This is a genomic window from Candidatus Tisiphia endosymbiont of Nemotelus uliginosus, assembly GCF_964264755.1.
Lineage (GTDB): Bacteria > Pseudomonadota > Alphaproteobacteria > Rickettsiales > Rickettsiaceae > Tisiphia.
The window spans coordinates 891,795-909,010 of sequence record NZ_OZ183481.1; the positions used below are offsets into that span (position 1 = coordinate 891,795).

16 protein-coding genes are annotated in these 17,216 nt (G+C 31.8%); 2 read left to right on the forward strand and 14 right to left on the reverse strand.

Translation table 11 applies throughout. From position 1 onward, the window contains the following. The first annotated feature begins 280 nt into the window (after positions 1 to 280). Positions 281 to 2,533 (forward strand): tetratricopeptide repeat protein, encoded by a 2,253-nt coding sequence (locus ACFELW_RS04650; protein WP_375329776.1) that lies wholly within the window; start codon positions 281 to 283, stop codon positions 2,531 to 2,533. Positions 2,534 to 2,619: 86 nt separating this feature from the next. Here ACFELW_RS04650 and ACFELW_RS04655 read toward each other — a convergent pair whose 3' ends face one another. The 12 genes from ACFELW_RS04655 to ACFELW_RS04710 all read right to left on the reverse strand — a co-directional run bounded on the left by ACFELW_RS04655 (position 2,620) and on the right by ACFELW_RS04710 (position 15,050). Next, positions 2,620 to 4,110 (reverse strand): replicative DNA helicase, encoded by a 1,491-nt coding sequence (locus tag ACFELW_RS04655; RefSeq protein ID WP_375329777.1) that lies wholly within the window; start codon positions 4,108 to 4,110, stop codon positions 2,620 to 2,622. Positions 4,111 to 4,114: 4 nt separating this feature from the next. Continuing rightward, positions 4,115 to 5,047 (reverse strand): thioredoxin-disulfide reductase, encoded by a 933-nt coding sequence (gene trxB, locus ACFELW_RS04660; protein WP_375329778.1) that lies wholly within the window; start codon positions 5,045 to 5,047, stop codon positions 4,115 to 4,117. A gap of 34 nt (positions 5,048 to 5,081) precedes the next feature. After that, entirely contained in the window at positions 5,082 to 5,960 is an 879-nt protein-coding gene (locus tag ACFELW_RS04665) for an alpha/beta fold hydrolase (protein WP_375329779.1), read from the reverse strand. Between the two features lie 9 nt (positions 5,961 to 5,969). After that, complete coding sequence (locus ACFELW_RS04670) at positions 5,970 to 6,899, reverse strand: AEC family transporter (protein ID WP_341749552.1); 930 nt, start codon at positions 6,897 to 6,899, stop codon at positions 5,970 to 5,972. A 91-nt stretch (positions 6,900 to 6,990) separates the two neighbouring features. Beyond that, complete coding sequence (locus ACFELW_RS04675) at positions 6,991 to 7,851, reverse strand: ribonuclease D (protein WP_375329780.1); 861 nt, start codon at positions 7,849 to 7,851, stop codon at positions 6,991 to 6,993. A gap of 98 nt (positions 7,852 to 7,949) precedes the next feature. Continuing rightward, positions 7,950 to 8,459 (reverse strand): HI0074 family nucleotidyltransferase substrate-binding subunit, encoded by a 510-nt coding sequence (locus tag ACFELW_RS04680; RefSeq protein ID WP_375329781.1) that lies wholly within the window; start codon positions 8,457 to 8,459, stop codon positions 7,950 to 7,952. Continuing rightward, positions 8,446 to 8,733 (reverse strand): nucleotidyltransferase domain-containing protein, encoded by a 288-nt coding sequence (locus tag ACFELW_RS04685; protein WP_239832523.1) that lies wholly within the window; start codon positions 8,731 to 8,733, stop codon positions 8,446 to 8,448. Before ACFELW_RS04685 ends, ACFELW_RS04680 begins: the two co-directional genes overlap by 14 nt. 30 nt (positions 8,734 to 8,763) lie before the next feature. Beyond that, positions 8,764 to 9,042: a Txe/YoeB family addiction module toxin gene (locus tag ACFELW_RS04690; protein WP_341759096.1), complete on the reverse strand. Its 279-nt coding sequence runs from the start codon at positions 9,040 to 9,042 to the stop codon at positions 8,764 to 8,766. Continuing rightward, positions 9,036 to 9,284, reverse strand: a complete 249-nt coding sequence (locus tag ACFELW_RS04695) for a type II toxin-antitoxin system Phd/YefM family antitoxin (RefSeq protein WP_341759097.1) — start codon at positions 9,282 to 9,284, stop codon at positions 9,036 to 9,038. The genes ACFELW_RS04690 and ACFELW_RS04695 overlap by 7 nt, the downstream gene beginning before the upstream one ends. A gap of 229 nt (positions 9,285 to 9,513) precedes the next feature. Then, entirely contained in the window at positions 9,514 to 11,352 is a 1,839-nt protein-coding gene (locus ACFELW_RS04700) for a sensor histidine kinase NtrY-like (RefSeq protein ID WP_375329782.1), read from the reverse strand. A 7-nt stretch (positions 11,353 to 11,359) separates the two neighbouring features. After that, positions 11,360 to 13,357: an acetyl-CoA carboxylase biotin carboxylase subunit gene (locus ACFELW_RS04705; RefSeq protein ID WP_375329783.1), complete on the reverse strand. Its 1,998-nt coding sequence runs from the start codon at positions 13,355 to 13,357 to the stop codon at positions 11,360 to 11,362. A gap of 148 nt (positions 13,358 to 13,505) precedes the next feature. Then, on the reverse strand, positions 13,506 to 15,050 hold the full coding sequence (locus ACFELW_RS04710; protein ID WP_375329784.1) for an acyl-CoA carboxylase subunit beta: 1,545 nt from the start codon (positions 15,048 to 15,050) through the stop codon (positions 13,506 to 13,508). Positions 15,051 to 15,186: 136 nt separating this feature from the next. Between ACFELW_RS04710 and rpe the strand changes: the two genes are divergently transcribed. Continuing rightward, positions 15,187 to 15,837: a ribulose-phosphate 3-epimerase gene (gene rpe / locus ACFELW_RS04715; protein ID WP_341759101.1), complete on the forward strand. Its 651-nt coding sequence runs from the start codon at positions 15,187 to 15,189 to the stop codon at positions 15,835 to 15,837. Positions 15,838 to 15,848: 11 nt separating this feature from the next. On the opposite strand, the gene ACFELW_RS04720 is transcribed toward rpe, so the two are convergent. Together ACFELW_RS04720 and ACFELW_RS04725 are read right to left on the reverse strand one after the other, a co-directional pair. Beyond that, entirely contained in the window at positions 15,849 to 16,556 is a 708-nt protein-coding gene (locus ACFELW_RS04720; RefSeq protein ID WP_375329785.1) for a M48 family metallopeptidase, read from the reverse strand. Positions 16,557 to 16,721: 165 nt separating this feature from the next. Then, positions 16,722 to 17,135, reverse strand: a complete 414-nt coding sequence (locus tag ACFELW_RS04725; protein ID WP_375329786.1) for a helix-turn-helix domain-containing protein — start codon at positions 17,133 to 17,135, stop codon at positions 16,722 to 16,724. Positions 17,136 to 17,216: the final 81 nt, after the last annotated feature.

The following is a 17,216-nucleotide window of genomic DNA, read 5'->3' on the forward strand; positions in this document are numbered from 1 at the left end:
TGTGTTATCCCACTAGGCGGGAATGATGCTTAGTCGGCTATACCTCCTCGCAATGACGATTTCAGCTTCCAACGTCATTGCGAGACTACATAGTAGTGAAAGCGAGCCATAAAAGCAACCAAAAATGGATTGATTCGTTGGCTCATGTCTCCCCGTAATGACCCGGTTATTTTTCCGTAACTTTTAAACTGCCATGATGCCATCTAAAACCCGTTCTACCTTCTAACTTTTAACAGTTGTGGGTATGCGTAAGGTAAATAAATGCAAAAAAAATAATAAAATGAATAAATATTTAACATTAATAATATTATTAATAATGCCGCATAATTCATTTGCTCAAGAAAAGATATCTAGTTTTGTTATGCCAGTTAGTTATTTTGTTAATCACGTCAAACAACTAAATCTGCTCAAAAATAATTTAATTAAATATCGGCAAGCAAGTGTTATAGGCACTAGTGGCATGGGGAAAACACAGCTTGCTAGAATGTATTGTTATGAGAATCAAGATGATTATACACTTATTTGGTTTATTGACTGTAATTTAGATATTAATGAAGAATTGCTAAAGCTAGCAAAAGCTATTAATAGCACCGCTAAATCTAATATAATATCAGAAGATATGAGATTAGTGAGAAAAGAACTAATGAGCTATTTGTCGAATCAAGATAAATGGTTGCTGGTATTCGATAATCTAAAGGTAGGTAAAAATAAGAAAGTTCAGGAGTTCGTTGATTGGGAAAATAATGGGCATGTTATATTTTGTTCCCAAGATAGTGAAATATTACCGAATATAGTCAAGATGACTGCCTTTAAAAAAAGTGATGCGATTACTCTGGCTAATAATATTCTAGGAAGTGATAACACCAAATTAGCAGAATTTTTAAGTAAAGAATTTGCTGGTTACCCTATCATGATAGTACAAGGTGTACAATTATTAAACAATGTACAAGGTTTAAATAGAGAAGGGTATACAAAAAAAATTCAACAATCAACAGATAAAATTGAATTAAACATTACATTAGTTATCAATGAGTTAAAGCCAAGTACTAAGAAACTTTTAAATAAAATAGCCTTAATAAATAACCAAGGTTTCTCGAAAGAACTTTTAAAAATTATTACGGATAATCAAAATACTCTTGATGATGATCTCTATCAATTATCTAAATTTGCTTTAATATCTAACATTGACTCACATGACACTAACCCTATCTTTGAAATGCACGATGTTATTGCTCAGAAAATAGCTGAGATCAATGGAAATAGTAATAATACAACTGATTTAGATAATATTATTACCAAGTTAACAAATTACATACCAAAGAGCTTAATAAAAGCTCGTCTTTTTAGAACCAGTAAAACTATATCTGAGAATTTTGAAATAATTTTAAAAAATTCAGAAAAATATAGCTTAAATATATATAACATTATGAAACTTAACCTCCAATTAATGGTTCAGTATTATAATACTCATAATTATGGTAAACTAGGAAAAAAAATTCAGTGGTTTAATACAATTGAACAACAAAACAATTTTAAATTATGGTTAATGAATGATGATGAAAAATATATATATGCACGATATATGAATGCAATATGTTTGTATCATCGGAGCTATGCTAACTATAGGATAGCAATAAATTATTGTATAAAAGCACAAGAAATATTAAATAATGTAAAAGGTTATGAAGATTGCAAATGGAGTTTATCTTATAATTTAGTACAGCATAATGTTAAATTAGGACAAGTTAAAGAAGCAGAAAGCAACATTCAAATTATGCAACAAATGTTTAATAAAGGTTTAATGGATAAAAGTGACATAGCTTATATACATAGTGCTAAGTCAATTTTATCATTTGTACAAGGTAAATATAGTGAATCATTAGAGCAAAATAATAAATCTATAGAAGCAGTTATTAAAAAGGGAATAAGTCCTAATGATTTATTTCTTATGTATCCTTATCTAGATAAAACAGAAATATTGCTTTATCTTAAAAAATACCAAAAAGCATATGCTCAACTTAAACAATTATATAATTTGTATAAATCTCATAAAAAAGAGTTCCCTGAGATACTTAGTCGTATTTATCTCCAGATGGCAAGAAGTGAGTTAGGGTTTGGTAAACTAGAGCAAGCCTCAGATCATATTAATAAAGCTATTTTCATATTTTTAACCGATGAGCGTAGAACTCCCAAAGATGCAGATTATTCGGAAGACCCAGATTTAGCTGCTAGTTATGTAGTGCAAGGTAATATTCTATTTGCTGAAGATAAGATAAAAGAGGCTATAAATTCCTATAATAAAGCTTATAACATATATTATTATTTATATAGAGATAATCGTAAAAATGTGGCACAAGTTAGTGATTTGTATAGTCAAGGAGCTAAAGCATCATGTAAAGCAAAAGAGTTATCTAATTATAAATTTTTTGGTAAGCAGCAAGTAAAAGAATTTGGGATAAATCACCCTAATACTGTATCTATGTTCAAGTATTGTAAAAAATATAATATGGATTTATGGGCAGAAGAACAGTAAAAGCGGCTCCTCGCAATGACATTTTATACTTTAAATTTTGTTCACAGAGCCTAGTCCCAGTACTAACATCAAAGATTTTTAGCCCTTTATTTCCCAAGTAGTTTTTTTTGTAAATTACCAAATTTTGAATGCTGGCTATCATAGTGAAGCTGAACATTGCCAACAGGACCATTACGATGTTTTGCTATTATAATATCGGCAACATTATATACCTGATTTAACTTACTTAACCACTCTGCGTGTTTTGCATCACCCGCCGAAGGTTCTTTACGGGTTAAGTAATATTCTTCCCGATAAATAAACATTACTATATCAGAATCTTGTTCAATAGATCCAGATTCCCGTAAGTCCGACAACATCGGCTTTTTATCTTCTCTAAGTTCAACAGCTCTAGATAATTGTGATAAAGCAATTACAGGAATATTTAATTCTTTGGCTATCGCTTTTAACCCTTGAGTAATTTCTGAAATTTCATTTACCCTATTCTCTGATTTGTTTATTCCTCTAATTAACTGCAGATAATCTATAAATAATATACCAAGATTATGCTTACGCTTCATTTTTCTAGCCCTAGTACGAATGGCAGCAATAGATAAAGCCGGTGTATCATCAATAAAAAATGGTAAGTCAGAAAGAGTTGTAACTTCTCTGCGTAATCGATTATAATTCTCTTCCATCACATGACCTGACCGAAGGGCAGATGAATTAATTTCAGTATGCATTGACAGAAGACGAGTAGTAAGCTGCTCAGATGACATTTCAAGAGAGAAGAATCCTACTGATTGACTTTCTGTTTCTTGTTCATTATTTTTTTGCTGTAGAACTTTACAACTATTTACTGCAAGATTTATAGCAAAAGCTGTTTTCCCCATTGATGGACGTCCAGCAATGATAACTAAGTCTGAGTTCTGAAAACCTGATAATTTATGATCCAAATCAATTAAGCCGGTAGAAATACCTATTACATGACTAGAATTCTTCATGGCTCTGTTAATACTAGCTAGAGACTCTGAGAGAGATAGCCCAATTTTAACAAAGCTCTTATCATTCACTCCTTCACTAGCAAGGTTATAAAGCTTACCTTCTGCATGTTCTATTTGCTGACTTGAATCATATTCTAAAGAAGAATCATAAGCATTATTAACTACCTCTTCCCCTATCTGAATTAAATTACGCCTTATTGCCAAATCATAGATTATTTTTCCGTAATCTAGTGGATTAATTACCATCATTGACAGAGTGACTAATTTATTTAAATAGTCGCTACCACCTAATTGCTGAAATAATTCATCTTTTTCTAACATGCTTCTAAGCGTTATTGGATTAGCGATTAAGCCTTTTTCTGTAATAACTTCAATAGAATTATAGATTTTTTGATGTAGTGGCTGAAAAAAATGATTTGGTCTTAGGAATTCTGAAACAATATTGTAGTAATCATGGTTAACTAAAATCGCTCCTATTAACATTTGCTCAGCTTGAACGTTTTCCGGTAAAGTTCGAGCAATAGGCATGACTATACCTGACTCATTCGAGCCGCTTAACTTATCTGCTTTATCAATCGCTTTACTACGAGCCATAAATTTAATGGTTTAAAAACTTTTCTGCTTCTAAAGCTGCCATACATCCAGTACCAGCAGCAGTAACTGCTTGTCTAAAAATTTTATCTTGTACATCTCCAGCGGCAAAAACACCTCTAATACTGGTTTCCGTTGAATTTGGTTTAGTAATAATATAATTATCACTATCTATATCTAGTTGCCCTTTGAACAAACTAGTATTTGGCATATGCCCAATCGCTATGAATATACCAGTACAGTCAATTGAGCTAATCTCACCTGTTTGGGTATTTTCTAGCCTAGCTGAGCTAACTGATTTAGGATTATCAGTACCGATAACTTCAACCAGCTTATGATTCCAAACGACAGATATTTTAGGATTTTTAAATAATCTGTCTTGTAAAATTTTCTCGGCTCTAAAACTATCCCCGCGATGCACAATAGTCACCTGACATGCATGATTGGTTAAATATAATGCCTCTTCAACAGCACTATTACCTCCACCAATAACTAATACGTGCTGATTTTTGAAAAAGAAACCATCGCAAGTGGCACAAGCTGAGACCCCATATCCTTTGAATTGTCCTTCGGAAGGAATATTAAGCCATTTTGCTTCCGCCCCGGTACATATTATAAGACTATCCGCCCAGTAAATTATACCAGATCCAGTGGTCACCACTAAGGGTTTTTTTGATAAATCTACCTTTTCTACATAATCGTAGATAATTTCTGCCCCAACATTTTTTGCCTGCTGAGTCATTTGCTCCATTAACCAAGGACCTTGCACCGGATCAGCAAAACCTGGATAATTTTCAACATCTGTCGTAATGGTTAGCTGCCCGCCTGGCTGCATACCATGTAGTAATATCGGATTTAGTGCTGCCCTAGCTGTATAGATTGCCGCACTTAAGCCAGCAGGACCTGAACCTATAATAAGTACTTTAGTAGAAATAGTCATAATTAATATCCTTGTCAAAAATCATTTAGCCAGGTCATTTAGCCAAGCCATCTAACCAGAATTTTATATAGTTAATTTGATCACTAGTCATTAACGAAGGTACATGACCAGCATAATCAACAACAAAAAGTTCCAGCTCTTTATTTTTTTTCATTTGTTCAATAGTAGATTGTTGTAAAATATCAGACTTAGCTCCATGGATAACCAATAATTTACAAATAATTTTATTCCATATAGCCCACATATCAACATTTTTTTGCTTATTCGCATTAGCACTCATACCATGTACTATGTTAGGATCATAATTCATTTTATATTTTCCATCTTGAGTCTTTATAAAACTATATTTGGTAAGATAATCCCAATCTTCCTCACTACTAATACCAAATTGGCTATATATTAGCTTTAAATGTTGCTTGGCACTAGCTAAATCAACAAATAAGGGTACTTGACCTGCATATAGACCAATTTTAACTAAAGGGGATGACGGAATAAAAGGGCCTATATCATTGATAATCATGGCTTTGATAAGTTTGTTATATCGACTAGCTAGAACCATACCAATTATTCCGCCCATGGAACTACCAAGCCAAATACAGTTCTTAATAGCTAACTTCCTTAGAAAAAGTACTGTATCTTTTATATATACTGGATAGTTATAATGCTCTTTCTTTTTAAAAACATCACTATTTCCACGCCCTGGATAATCTATAACAATTACTCGAAATTTATCACTTAATGCCATAGCAATTTTATCAAAATCATGAGCATTTCTAGTCAAGCCATGGGCACAGACTATGACATTTTTATTATTAGGGTTGCCAAATTCAAGATAAGCCAGCTTATGAGATGGGATATATTGTGAGCCAAACCAATTAATATACGGTCCAACTTGGATGAATTTTTGTATCATCTATTCTAATTAATTCAAATCGCTTAAAAATATACTTACCATAAATGGTATATATATTACACTAAAAATTAGGGAAAGGAATACTGTAGTAGCAACTTTTTCTGGATGAAATTTTTGTAGACTTGCTATAACAATCAGATTGGCTGCCATAGGGGCAGTGGCAAGAAGCCTAAAAGCATTGTAATAATTCTCATCATACCATCCTAAAACAAATTTATCTAAAAGGATAAATAAGTTAATTCCTATTGGATAAAATAGAAATTTTGCCATAAAAGTGGCAACAGTAAACTTTATGTCTATTTCAAATTTTTGCAAAGTTGAAAGAGCTAAACCAACCATAACCATACCAAGTATAGAAAATGACCCTCGCATATTATATATAAAATCATCTAAAAAATCAGGTAAAGTAAAGCCAGCGAAACTAAATAAACAACCAAGTAAAAAACCATTTAAAATTGGTAGCTTTACAACTTTCAAGATACTTTCACTACTATTGGCAAAACTTCTGGCACAAATATAAAATCCCACCGAGCATTCAAAAATATTTACACCTATAACTGCCATCATATAGATACTTAAAACATAATCATCAAAGAGAGCAGCAGCTATTGGTAACATAAAATAACCACCATTAGCGGTACCGGCAGATAATGCTATAATGTTTCGTGTATGATCAAACCAATATCGTCCAAAAAAATAGTAGGAAAATATTGATAAGGAAGTAGCAATAAAAAAAATAACTACAGTAACGCTTAATGATGATAAAGTTAAAGTAGTACTGGCAGGAATAGCAAAAAAAACAATAGGAGATATAAAATAGAATAACAACGAAGCTATACTATCTCTTTCAACTTTAGAATATCTTCCTGCTAGGAAACCAATTACTACACTCAGTAAAACAGAAATGGTTTTAAAAAAAACTATACTAAACATTGCCATGCAATAAAGCCAGAATATATAAGATTCCTGTTTTAGTCAACCTTTGAGAAAATAGCAAATTTATTTTACAATTAATATAAATAAAGTGTCTTTATTCACCTAATTCTTGTATTGCAAGACACATATCTGCTAATTGAGTTCTATATTTTTGCTTACTAAGGTAGCGACCATTTAGTTTAAGATTTTCAAAATCTTTGTTACTGGTAGGTAAATGTTGACAAATCTTTACTAATTCCTCATCACTAATAAAATGTCTCCTTGGTAAATCTATGGTACTTGCTTGTTCTTCCCGATAAGCTGCCATAATTTTCATTTTATTAATAAAAAACTCTGAATGATTATGGAATCTGACTTTTTGCCAAGCCTTTTGTGTATCAACAATATAATTTTCAATATTAAGCAAAGATTTTATTTGCTCGTCATATTCATTTTGCAGATTATTATCTTGGATTATTGATTGTAATATTTTGTAAATTGGTTCTAAATATTCAACATCTTTAATAGCATAATCTAGCAGATTAGCACTAATGGGACGTTTTAACCAATCAGATCTTTGATAAGTTTTATCAATATGAACGAAGCAAATTTTACTGCATATATCCGAATAACTTAAATGTTTACCAAAATCACAAATACCAGCAGCAATTTGTATGTCAAAAACATTTCTTGGCAATTTCTTAAATAAATGATAAAATATCTCAAAATCCTCTCTAGGAGCGTGAAATATTTTAAGAATTTTCTCGTTCAAAAATATTTCGTTAAGAGGCGAAAGATCCAAATCACATAAAGTGTCAATTATCACTTTGTGACTACTAGTCATGATTTGTATTATGCTAAGCTGAGCAAAATAAGTATTCTTACGCAAAAATTCAGTATCAACACTTATAGTCTTACAATCCAATAACTGCCGACAAAATTCGTTTAATATTTTTTGATTATCAATAATCAGCATTTTTGAAGTATTAGTAATTAAATTGCTCTTGATCTAAAGGATTTAGCCATACGCTCATGGTTATAGTAAAAATAGCTTAACAGTTTTACAGCACTTTGTCAAATGATGGAATCCTTAAGAAAGTTCAGACTATCAAATGTACTTCTTAATATGGGAATATAAGATCTAATATTATTATAAATTTTATCTGCTAGCTGCTGATCATAAGTGTGCGAAGTATAGTCAATTGATGAGAAGTTGGGGACGTTGTCACTCGTCGCTCGCCTATTACTTATAGGCGTCGCTCCATCGCTCCTAGCCCCAAATTCTCCTGAATTGACTATGATATTTCTATCTAGAAGCATTTTTAGCCATTCTTGTTCATGATCAATCAGATGTCCTTTAAAAGCCTCTCTTAAAACATCTTTAGAATATTGTACTTCTACTCCTTTGCTCTCAAGAATCGCCCTTAATAATTTCCAAAATAATTCTATTGTAAATTCAAATCTTTGAATGCTAGCGTCTATGTTACTTCGATCTTCTTGCTGAGGTTTAGATGCAATATCCTCTAAAGAGGTTAAAGCTCTACTTAATTTTGAGAACCCTAACTCTATTTTAGGATTTTTCATATAATTTCACTCCTTCTCGTATTATAGATAATTTTAAGTCTGATGAATCATCCAATTCATCAAATCTTACACAATCTATTTTTAAAAGTGTATCAGCATTATCAATAATTTCTTGCAACTTTAACCAATCCTTAATGGTAGCATTAGGGCATATTATAGCTAAATCAATATCTGCTCTATCCTGATTATCGTTCCTTGCTCTAGAACCAAATAGCCAAATTTCTTCAACCACATTCTGTGATATTAAATCATTATAAAATTTATAGTCTTGCACTTTCACTTATTTATCCATTCGAGATACATTTTAATTTTCGTAATGACTCCACATTCTGAGTACTTTTACTATTTGCATATTCTCATCTATCTCATAAACTAACCGATGTTGTAAATTAATTCTTCTCGAATATTTATTTACTAGATCCCCCAACAATTTTTTATAAGGCGGGGATATTTGCAAAGGATTAACACTTAGTATTTCGCATAATTTCCTTGCTTTATCTTCTAAATTAGCCGCTTTTAATTTTGCAATATCTTTTTGGGCAGCTTTAGATAACACTACCTTATATTGTACTAAATCTACCATTCTACTTCAGTATAATCTTTGAATTCTTCTATAGGCTCTCTACTAGCTTGTAAAATAGACTCTCTCATATTAGGAATTGATAACAAATATAAAGTTTCTTGCATAGAAGCATAATCTTCTTCCGATAATATCACAGCATTATTACGTTTTCCTTTTATATATATGGGTTCATGCGTTTTGTGAATTTCATCAATTAGTTTAAATAATTTTGATCTTGCAATAGTTGCTGAATAAATAAACATAGTAGATACCTCATAGAATATAAATACTAGAAAGTACCACTTTACGTACACACTGTAAAGGCAATTTTTTAGTGAGCGTTCACGGAAAAAAGCTGAAGTACAAAACGTCATTGCGAGACCATGTAATGGTCGAAGTAATCCATTATTCTTGGATTGCATCAATGCTACTAAAGTAGCTCCTCGCTAACAGACGTCTTGTACTTTAACTTTTTTCTGTAAACGTTCACTATTATAAAATATTCTGCTTCAAATTATTAGTCTTTAATTTTAATTCATCAAGGTTGAACGTTATATTGATAATGGCACCACCTTCTAACCTATTTGCTAACTCTAGTGTTGCACAATGATCTTGTGCTATTTTTTTGATAATAGCCAATCCCAAACCTGTTCCCTTAGATCTAGTTGTTATATAAGGTTCTGTAGCTCTATCAATTAAATTTTCTTGAAAACCTACCCCATTATCATCTACTGTAATAATAATCTGATGGTCAGATTTAGCTATAGAAACAATAATAACCCCTTGTTGTAACTTAGTAATCCCTATAGATTCTTCGGCATTCTTTAATAAATTAACCATAATTTGATTAATTTGAGTTGTGTCACAAATAAAATCTATATGCTGATCAGTTGTGATAAATTTATATAATATTTTATCATTAATTAATTTTCGGGATTCAACCATATTTTTTATCAGAATTACTAGATCACAATCCGTAAATACTGGAGCTGGTAATCTTGCAAAATTAACAAATTCAGAGACAATCTTCTTAATATCATCAGTATGACGTACAATCATCTGTATGTATTTATTAAACTCTGCTTTATCCTCAACTTGATTGCCGAATTTTCTAAACAATCTTTCGGAGGCAAGGTGAATGGGAGTCAAAGGGTTCTTGATCTCATGAGCTACTTTCCTTGCAACATCAGACCAAGCAAGTGCACGCTGAGCTATAACTAAATCTCTTTGTTGAAGATCAATCTGTTTAACCATCCTATTAAAAACTGAAGATAAAACGCTTATTTCATCTTTATTAATAACATCTTCTGGCACTTGGATAGTTAAGTCACCGTCTTTAACTTTTTCAGCAGCAATTACTAATTTCCGAATAGGAGTTACTATTTTTATAGCAAAGATCATTCCCCAACTTATTGCAGCTAATAGTAATAATAAAGCAATAAAAATAAATACTATAGAGAACTTGATTTGCATACTGGATATATGTTCTTTAAGACGATAATACTCTTCAGCTGCTCCATTAGTTTTATTAATATGATCGGTAATTTTAGCATCAATCAATCTACCTACCAACAAATATACATCATTCTGCTCCTTAAGTTTTATAAGCATGCGAATCTTTGCTGGATCCGATTTTATCTCAACAATTTCTCCTATCTCAGCTCTTTTCATTAAATGAGCTGGAATAGTAGCAAATGAAGTTGCAAAGCTTAAAAAGGTGTTAGCAATAACAGTATTAGTAGGCTTATGTAAAACTATAACTTCGTCAAGAGAACGCATCTCAGCTTCAGAATTTAATGTCTCATTAAATAAAATGGGGTTATGTATTAAGTCATAATACATTTCACTTAAATCATAAGCAACAGATAACGCTGTTTCTCGCAATTGCAGTTTATGCTCATTGATATAAGATTCTGCTACTATTATCGATTGATCAAGTACAGCAGAAATCTTTTTATCGAACCAAGACTGAATACCAAAATTAAAAAAATATGCTGAAAATACTGAAACAATAATCGTTGGAATTGTAGCAACCAAACTAAAAGCAATGATGATACGATTTTGTAACTTTGAAGAGCCATCGCTCTTTCCTTTATCAACAAAATCTCGTAAAAATTTACGAGCTAATAAAATGCCTAAAAGTAAGAATATAGTAAGATCTACCAATATCAGCCCTATAACTCTACTTGGGTCTGGACCAAGAGACTTTGGCTCAATCGAAATCACGTAATAAGTTGAGCAAGCCAATATGACGGCTATAATTATTAGGATAAATACTAATTTACCGCTATCACAATATTTTTTAAGATTTCGGTAAAAGTGATTCAACATTTTTAACCTAAACGAACTCTAGTAATACTTGACCACTAACCACCTGCTCCTTTTCATTAACTAGGATTTTAGCAATTTTTCCACTACGCTCAGCAATAAGTATATTTTCCATTTTCATAGCAGTTAAAACCATAATCTCTTGACCAACAATTACCTCACTACCTTCCTGCACTTTAATTGCAATAATTTGTCCTGCAAGCGGAGCTTGCATCTCTGTTTGCTCTTCTTGGATATTTTTGGTAATCATCAACGCTTCTAGTTCAGACATCCTTGGAGAACGAACATAAGCTTTAACAGTAATGCCTGAATGCGATAACATATAACCTGTTACGATATTTTGAATTTTTATATTGGCTTTTCTACCATTTACAATACAGGAAAAAAGTCTACTACCTAAGTTCCAATTACTACGTATGTATATTCTATCATTTTCTTGTCTTATATTATAACCATAATCTACTGGTGTAATTAAAACTGGAAATAGTTTATCATCAATTGATACAACCCATCTAGTGCCAATTTTATGAGTTTGATCGATTATTTGACCAGAAATTAATGAGGCACGTTTTTGCTCGGTAATATAAACAAAAATGGCTGTAGCAAGGAATATTTTAGTAATTTCAGAAGTTAAACTTGCTCCAGAAAAACCATCTGGATATTCTTCTTCGATAAACGCGGTATTTATATCACCTGCTATAAAGCGAGGATGCGATATTACCGCTTCCAAAAAACTAATATTATGGGAAATGCCTTGTATTATGTAAGAACTTAAAGCAGAACGCATAACTTCAATAGCTTGCTTTCTAGTTTCTCCATAAGTACAAAGTTTGGCAATCATTGGATCATAAAACATACTGACTTCTCCTCCAAGCCCTAAACCAGTATCCACACGAATATTAGCATTTTTTGGCGGTTCTGAATATTCAGTAATTCTACCACTAGATGGCAAAAATCCACGCATTGGGTTTTCTGCACAAATTCTCGATTCAAATGCATGCCCCTTTAATTTTATATCTTCTTGAGAAAATGATAATTTTTCACCAGCCGCTATTTTTATCATCTCTTCTACTATATCAATACCAGTTATCAGCTCAGTTACTGGATGCTCAACTTGTAGTCTAGTATTCATTTCAAGAAAATAAAAATTCTTATCTAAATCAACTATAAATTCAACTGTACCGGCAGAGTAATAACCAACTTTACTAGATAAAGCTATGGTTTCTTTATACATTTTTTGTCGTATTTCCTTAGTAATAAAAGAACTTGGAGCTTCTTCAATCACTTTTTGATGATAACGCTGAATTGAACATTCTCGCTCACCGAGACAAACACTATTACCATATTGATCAGCTAATAATTGAACTTCAATATGCCTTGGAGACTTAATTAATTTCTCAATGAATAATCTACCATCACTAAAATTATTTACTGCTTCAAGCTTAGCTGATTCAAAAGCATTAGCCATTTCTTCAGAGTTTTTTACCACTCTCATGCCACGACCGCCACCGCCAGCTGTTGCCTTAACTATAATAGGGAAACCTATTTCCTCTGCAATTTCTATTGCCTGGTTTACATTGCTGATAGTACCCATATAGCCAGGAACTGTACTCACTCCTGCTTCCAAAGCGATTTTTTTTGCTTCAATTTTATCACCCATTTTCTTAATGGCAGAAGCGTTTGGACCTATTAAGGTAACTCCTTCCCTTTTTAAAATATTTGCAAAATTTGAATTTTCCGATAGAAACCCATATCCTGGATGCACCGCCGAAGCTCCACTTGTTCTAATAGCATTTATAATATTTTTAATCGACAAATAACTTTCAGTAGCAGGGGAATTGCCAATATAATAAGCTTCATCAGCATATTGTACATGCATTGAGTGTGTATCGGCTTCAGAATATACAGCAACTGATGTAATACCCATCTTTTTTAGTGTTCGCATTATTCTCAAAGCTATTTCACCACGATTGGCGATTAAAATTTTATCAAATAATGGTTTAGTCATAAAATCTCGTGCTTAATTAAATATAATATTAGACATTATACCAGATGTCCTGCTCCTCACTAATAGATAATTAGAGATAATTTCACTAATTTTTATATAGCTAACCCGATTAGCATTCTTGGTTAATTTTTTAAAATAGAAGAATATGCTAAAGCGGTAAGTTATCATGTTTCTTCCATGGTAACTGTACTTTCTTGTGTTGAAGAAAGTTTAGGGCTTTACATATACGCCATCTAGTGTTTTGAGGCTTAATAATATCGTCTAGGTACCCTCTAGATGCTGCAACGAAAGGAGAAGTAACTGTATCTTTATACTCCTGAATCTTTTGTTTTTTCGATTCTGGGTCTTTACATTCTGCTTTAAATATTATTTCAGCAGCCCCTTCAGCTCCAAGTACTGAAATTTCCGAGTTGAACCACGCATAATTGACATCACCACGAAGATGTTTTGAGTTCATTACGATATAAGCCCCACCATAAGCTTTTCTAGTAATTATGGTAATTTTCGGTACAGTTGCTTCAGCGTATGCATATAATAATTTCGCACCATGTTTAATAATACCGTTATGCTCCTGAGCAATACCAGGTAAAAAGCCTGGGACATCAACTAAAGTCACTATCGGAATATTAAATGCATCACAAAAACGTACAAATCTTGCTGCCTTTCTTGATGCATTAATATCCAAACAGCCAGCTAAATGTAATGGTTGATTCGCAACAAATCCTATAGACCTTCCTTCCATATAACCAAAGCCGGTTATAATGTTTTTAGCAAAATCTGGTTGTAACTCAAAAAAGTCTCCTTCATCCACAATACGCTCAATTAATTCTTTCATATCGTAAGCTTTGTTTGGAATATTTGGGACTAAGGTGTTTAGAGACATATCAACTCGATCGGCTGGATCTTCAGTACGACGACATGGTAGTGGACTACGATTTGATAGAGGTAAAAAATTAAAGAATCTTCTAGTTTCTAGAAGTAGTTCTATATCATTTTTAAAAGCAAAGTCAGCAACACCACTCTTGGTAGTATGCATCTTTGCACCACCAAGTTGTTCTTGACTTACTTCTTCACCTGTAACAGTCTTAATTACCTCCGGTCCGGTTACAAACATATAAGAAGTATTTTTAACCATGAAGATAAAGTCTGTTAAGGCAGGAGAATAAACAGCTCCTCCAGCACAAGGTCCCATAATTAAGGTGATTTGTGGAATAATACCAGAAGCAATTACATTGCGTTGGAATAATTCACCATAACCACCAAGACCATCAACTCCTTCCTGGATTCTTGCTCCTCCCGAATCATTTATCCCAATAACTGGTGCTCCTACTGCCAAAGCAGAATCGAGTATAGAGCATATTTTTTTAGCATGATACTCACCAAGAGAGCCACCTAATACCGTGAAATCTTGGCTATACACAAAAACTAACCTACCATTTATGGTGCCATGTCCAGTTATTATACCGTCCCCTAGGAATTTTTTTTCTTCCATTCCAAAATTACTACATCTATGTTCAACGAACATTCCTGTTTCTTCAAAACTCTCAGGGTCTAGCAACACTTCTATTCTTTCTCTAGCAGTGAGCTTACCTTTCTTATGTTGTAAGGTAATTCTTTCTTCTCCTCCCCCTTGACGGGCATTATTACGCTTTTCATCAAGTGAATCAGAAGAATTTGCAATATGTTGACTCATATATGGCTATTATAGTTCATTATAATCATAACTCGTAGTATAATAACAAAATGACGAAAAGATAGTAGAAATTTATCTGAATTAGTTTTATAGAATGTAATGTGCTTACTTAAAAATTTTATATTAAAGGATAAAAGTGAAAATAATTAAGATTGCTCCTTCTTTACTATCAGCAGATTTTGCTAATTTACAAAAAGAAATTAGTTCTTTGGAAAAAGCTGGTGCTGATATGATTCATATAGACGTTATGGATGGACATTTTGTACCTAATTTAACATTTGGATATCCTATAATAAAATCCTTGAGAACTCATACTACATTACCATTTGATGTACATTTAATGATTAATAACCCAGAATATTCAATTAAAGATTATGCGAATAGTGGAGCAGATATTATCACTATACACCCTGAAACAACTATTCATCTTGACAGAACTTTAGACATTATTCAAAATTTAGGAGTAAAAGTGGGAGTGGCACTACTTCCTTCCACTAATCCAAATTATATAGATTATATTATTGATAAATTGGATTTGATACTAGTAATGACTGTAAACCCTGGATTTTCTGGTCAAAAATTTATAGAAAATCAGTTAGAAAAAATAAAAATTATTTCAGAAAAGATTAAAAATTCCGGCAAAAATATATTGCTTTCTGTCGATGGAGGAATAAATGATATTACCGGTAAAAATTGTATCAAAGCAGGAGCTGATCTTTTAGTATCAGGTAACTTTATTTTTCAATCAAAAAATTATCAAAAACAAATAGATTTACTAAAATATTAGTTTGGTTAAATCTATTGTAGATATTGATGCAATTTATTGCCATTTTCCTTAAGCCATAATCTAGCCAACTTATAATCCGGATAGAGTCTTGCCACTAAATGCCAGAAATGTTTACTGTGATTCATTTCCATTATATGACATATTTCATGTACCACTAAGTATTTTAATATTTTTTTTGGAGCAAAAATAAGTCGCCAATTAAAAGCAAGTACAGCATTACTGGAACAACTCCCCCATTTGTTCTTATTATTCGTAATTTTTATTTTACTAAAATTTATATTATGTTTTTTGCCTAGAAAAGTCACCAGGTTTACTGCTTCTAGTAACAATTTATCTTGCAAGAACCTTGTTAAAGTACTTTTGTGTTGAGAAGGTAAAGAATATATCTGAATAATATCCTCTCCTATTTGTACTTTATTATAATCTGCATCAATATGTAGTAATGAGTACATTTTATCAAAGACTGTTATAGTATTATTATCTATAGGGTCTTGTTTTGAATAGTCTGGTAAATTCCGTCTTATCCAAGATTCTTTGTCTAATAAAAATTTATATCCTGCATAAAAATTTTTATTAGGCAGAACTAATTCAGCTCCTTTGTGGTTTATTTTAATGGCAATGTGTTTGGCTTTATTACTACACCTTATTGGAATGTCAATACCATAACCAAGCTTATCTAAAGTAATAAAATTTGGTATTAATTGCAGCTGATTATTCATACCTAATATTATCTATGTTATCTAATGTTATTTATAGCAAATGATAGTATCATATGATACTATTAAAGTTGATAAAATAACACATATTAGACCCCTTGCAAAACTCGCTTATGCTGAGGAATTTGAAGGAGAAGTTTCACCTCCGTGAACGCTCACAAAGAAAGATTAAGGTTTATGATATTTATCAATCATCCAATCTATAAATGTATTATCAACAGACTGCTTTTTTAGAGCATATTCATATACTTCTTTTATTAGGGCTGTAAGATTGCCAAATGAAAAGTTTAAATTTTTCTCAGTTAATATATTAATAGTTAAACTAGTGGCTTTGCTAAAGATTTTCATCTGATCAACAGTCATCACCTCAAGGTTTACTGCGTTATCAACAACAAGAGCTTCCAAATTAACATCTAATGCCTTAGCAATTAATTGTAAATTAGTAGCACTAGGGTTTTTTGAACTACCGTACAAAATACTATAAACAGTATTTCTACTTATTCCAGTTTTCTTCTCTATCTCTACCGCATTGATATTTTTTTGAATCATTAATGAGTTAAGTTTGGTTTGTAAGTTTACCATAAATAAAGCTTTGTTTATAAAAATTAATGTTTGTAAATATTAAGGTATCTCTATTAGAAAGTAAACAAATAATAATTAATT